At 39.0% G+C, this 4,412-nt stretch carries 4 protein-coding genes; 1 reads left to right on the forward strand and 3 read right to left on the reverse strand.

Translation table 11 applies throughout. The features are described from left to right. On the forward strand, window positions 1–904 hold a 904-nt coding region (locus JR005_RS06575; RefSeq protein ID WP_228731766.1), incomplete at its 5' end, for an MFS transporter. A 60-nt stretch (window positions 905–964) separates the two neighbouring features. Here the strand turns inward: JR005_RS06575 and JR005_RS06580 are convergent. The 3 genes from JR005_RS06580 to JR005_RS06590 all read right to left on the reverse strand — a co-directional run bounded on the left by JR005_RS06580 (window position 965) and on the right by JR005_RS06590 (window position 4,207). Next, a complete protein-coding gene (locus tag JR005_RS06580; RefSeq protein WP_151838312.1) occupies window positions 965–1,252 on the reverse strand; it encodes a DUF3817 domain-containing protein in 288 nt (95 codons plus the stop codon). 71 nt (window positions 1,253–1,323) lie between these two features. Next, the gene (gene yccS, locus JR005_RS06585) at window positions 1,324–3,474 is read right to left on the reverse strand and encodes a YccS family putative transporter (RefSeq protein WP_151838313.1); all 2,151 of its coding nucleotides are present in this window, start codon (window positions 3,472–3,474) and stop codon (window positions 1,324–1,326) included. A gap of 121 nt (window positions 3,475–3,595) precedes the next feature. Continuing rightward, window positions 3,596–4,207, reverse strand: coding sequence for an NAD(P)-dependent oxidoreductase (locus JR005_RS06590; RefSeq protein WP_120371068.1), 612 nt, complete (start codon window positions 4,205–4,207; stop codon window positions 3,596–3,598). Window positions 4,208–4,412: the final 205 nt, after the last annotated feature.

Consider the following 4,412-nt stretch of genomic DNA (forward strand, 5'->3'; position numbering starts at 1 on the left):
GCGCTTCTTACAAGGGATCGGATTGACAGTGATTGCTGCGGTCGGTTATGCCGCGATTCAGGAAACTTTTGCCGAACGTGATGCCATTAAAGTTATGGCGTTAATGGCCAATATTTCCTTACTTGCACCATTACTTGGGCCTGTTTTAGGTGCTTTTCTGATTGATTATGTGTCATGGCACTGGGGCTTCGTTGCAATCGCTTTGTTGGCATTGATCAGTTGGTTTGGATTAAAAGCCAAAATGCCAAGTCAGCAGCAAAGTGTGACGCGGCAGCCATTCATTTATTTGTTTGATGATTTTAAAAAAATCTATAGCGATAAAAAGTTTTTAGGTCTTACTCTGGCATTGCCTTTGGTAAGTTTGCCTTTAATGCTATGGATTGCATTGTCCCCTGTGATGTTGGTGGAAGAACTCAAGTTTAGTAGTGTGCAATATGGCTTAGCACAGTTCCCCGTTTTTATCGGGCTGATTTTGGGCAATATTGTGCTGATTAAGATTATGGATCGTTATCCTTTGGGAACCACGATTCTCACAGGCTTACCTATAATGCTATTAGGCACTGTTATCTTAGTGATCGGGGCAATCTGGCAACACTATCTGGTGCCATGTTTATTAATCGGCATGACCTTGATTAGTTTTGGCGAAGGCATTAGTTTTTCGGTGATGTATCGCTTTGCTTTGATGTCATCTGAAATTAGTAAAGGTACAGTTGCAGCAGCAGTGTCGATGTTACTGATGTTAAGCTTCTTTGGAATTATTGAACTGGTGCGCGAACTCTATGTCCATTTTCATATTATGGCATTTAGTCTCGCCTCTTTTGTTTTGATTGCGATTTGGTTTTTAAAACCCAAGCAAGTTTTGCTTAAACTGATGCAGCAACGTAGGCAGGAAGGGCAGTTTTAAGCAAAGAGCGAATCTACGGGTTCGCTCTTTTTATCGCGAAATTATTTTTTTCTAAGCAACTTAGTTTTGGTTTGATTGTTTTAATTTATGATCAAATACAAAAGGGCCAAACGGTAAAATCGATGCGATCAAACCTAAAATAAACATATGAATCGACCATTTCATCCGTTGGCATACCATCAATAAAACGACGATAAATAAAATAAACAGTAAACCATGCCCCATACCCACATATTTGACCCACAGTGGATTATCCCAAATATATTTCATTGGCATGGCAATAAATAGGAGCAATAAAAAAGACCAACCTTCTAAAAATCCAACAATGCGTAAAGTTTTGACGTTCATCATTCGCTCAAAAAATATAAACAAAGACCGAGTGTAGCCTAGATCGGTTGAAAGCTGAACAACAACAGAGTCTATTTAATTTCCATTGATAATAGTTTGTTTTGCAGCATCAGTAATTCAGGCAAGGTTTCGAGCAATAAACTCATTTGTTTTAAAATTAACATGAAGTAATCCGATGTCGAGTTTTGTTCAGAAAGTTGTCGAATTTCCAATAACTTTTGCTCAATATCTTGCGCAGGAAGTGGTTTTTGTTCGAGTAACGTCTGTTGTAGTGTATCGGTACACCATTTTAATAAGTCCATGACTTGCTGATCATTAATCTTTTGACGATGGCTTCCGAGCGCAGATATATAACTAAGCTGACTATGGCTATACACCAGATAGCGAAAAGCAGAATGAATTAACGCCTGATTCGGTTGCGGTTCCGCGCTCAGGCTGGAAATCATACTGGAAAGTTCAGTTTGTGCATTATGTGCCAAACGCCTTGCGGTACGATATTCAACACTATTGGTACAGCCAAACTGATATTGGTTCAGCACAGCATTTAGGTAATTGATACTTGCTTGACTGGTTTTTTTAATGTTGTTGGAAATATTACGAAAGTTCCAGTCTGGCCAGATAAAGCTCACGGCAAACCATGCAATGCCACAGCCAATGAGGGTATCCAAAATACGTGGCGCAATAATGCTATAACCAAAGCCTTTAAGGTTAAAAATCAGCAACACCATTAAGGTTGCCATTGAAGTCGCAAGCGCATATTTCTTTTGACGGAGATAGAAAAAATATACGCCACAAATCACGGTGATGATCAATTGACCTTCGACACTTGGCACAAAATAAAGAATTGGCAGACCTAAAATGACTCCGAGTAAAGTACCTAATGTTCGTAGTTTTAAACGACTTTTGGTCGCGAAATAAGTCACCTGACACACAAATAAACTGGTCAGAACAATCCAGTAACCATTTTGCGCAAAGGGTAAAAGTGATACCAGTGAACCTGCGGCAAAGACAAAGGCGATGCGTGTTGCATGGCGAAATAGCGCAGATTTTGGAGTAAGATGCTGTTTGAATTTAAGCCATAAATCTTTGATGCCGTGAATATCATCATCCAATAAGTTTAGATTATCGACATGCTGTTCAAAACGATAGGCATAGGTAAATTGCACATCCTGTAAATGACTGAGTTGGTCATGTAAATCTTTTAAGTTTTTAACGATTAATTTTAGATTTTTGACTTCAGTATTATATGGATGATCCTGTATCCAGTCCTGTAGTGAAAGTTCCAGATTTTCTAAAGCATGTGTGGGATCATGAATTGGCGTAAATGCTTCATTTCGCAAAATACATTCAGATAATTGCTGGCAGGAAAGCGCCAAAAGCCGAATATTCTTCTGAAAGCGAAAGATCAGATCACTGCGGCTAAAATTGTGTGGGATCTGTTCATAATGTAAATAATTGGCACTCACTTTCTCGTGAATATCTTGCGCGACAAAATATAAATGCAGCCAGTAGATGCTGTTTTTATTAACCCGTGAGGCTTTCAATCGAGTCAGTAATGAGGCTTTTGTGGTATTAAGATATTGAACCACTTGCGCATTTTCGTTTGAGAGTTCAAATAATAGTGGCTCAACATTGTCTTTGTTATCAGGGTCAAAGAGTCGGGCTTTGGTCATCAACACATCAGACAAATGGCTAAAGACTTGCGAAAGATTATCCTGAACAGGCAGCGTTGGTTTAATCAGAAAAAAGACAATTGAGGTTATGCCGTACCAAATCACGCCGTACACAAAATAGACGGGTTGTTGATACCAGTGCTGATATTCACCTAAACCAAATAAACTGTAGATTGAAATTAAAATGGTACCAAACGAAATGGTAGCGTAGCGCTGACCAAGTGAACCTAATAAAATTAAAAAACCACTCGAAAGTGATAAATATACAATCAGTAGAAATTTATAAGGTACTAAAAACTCTAAAATACTGCTGACCGCAAAAAACAATACAGCCACATAAAATAAATTTCGAAGTCGAATGCTTAAGCGATCATCAAAGTCGGTCAATGCTGTCGCAATCGCACCGAGTGTAACTGGAACGATCAACTCATCATGTCCAAGCCAACGCAAGCCAAGCGTTGTTCCTGTCAGAACAATAAAAATTTGAAAGCAATAAACCAGTGTCGCATTAAAATTATAATGTTTGAAGAAACGGGTGAGGCCATTCATGAATTGGGAGGATTTCATTGATATTTTTATTGAGGTTGGGCTTTTTTTAAAAGCCTGTCAATCCTGATTCAACAAAAAGGAAGCGAATGATTCGCTTCCTTTGCAAAAATGATTTACGACCTTAATAACCCACGGTAAAACGTTGCTGGATATGATTGTTTTGTTCAAGCTCATCAGCTAGCGCCACCGCAAAATCTTCAGCCGAGATTTTACTGCCTTCTTCGCCGATCAAAAGCTCATCTTTACCCAATCGAAATTCACCTGTACGTTTACCCGGACCAAATTCAGCAGAAGGCGAAATAAACGTCCAGTCAAGATCATCGATTTCTTTGAGTTTATCGAGAAATATTGCGGCTGCTTCGGCTTCAGGTTTATAAGCATCAGGAAAATCAGGCGTATCCAAAACACGAATATTTTGATGAGGCACATGTAAACTTCCCGCACCACCAACGATCAAATAACGTTTTACTTTGGAGTCACGTACCGCTTCAATCAATGCATGAGCATCTAAGCCCTGAAAACGAACGGCACTAATCACCGCATCTTGCCCTTTTAATGCATCTACTAAAGCCTCATGATCATTTAAATCGACATTAACTGCCATCACACGTTCCGTGTCTGCAACTTTATGTGTGTCTCGCGCAATGGCTTTGACATAGTGACCACGTGAAACCAGTTCTTCCAAAATACGTGAACCTGCCATACCTGTTGCACCAATTAAAGCAATTTTCATTGTTCGCCTCTTTATTTTTTGTCAAAAATTTAACTTAAGTTTGAATTACAGTGACTGCTATCATGCCTATCTGGCATGTAAGTTGCGTTCGTTTTATGTCCATACCCTGTAACAGTTTGGGTATAAGTGTTGGAGTATCAATAAGAAATTTAAGCTTGGTGGTAATTTTGATAAGGACAGATAGGTGAGGTTATAGAAAGCTATA

The sequence above is a fragment of the Acinetobacter sp. Colony158 genome (genome assembly GCF_019264745.1).
GTDB classification, from domain to species: Bacteria; Pseudomonadota; Gammaproteobacteria; order Pseudomonadales; family Moraxellaceae; genus Acinetobacter; species Acinetobacter ursingii.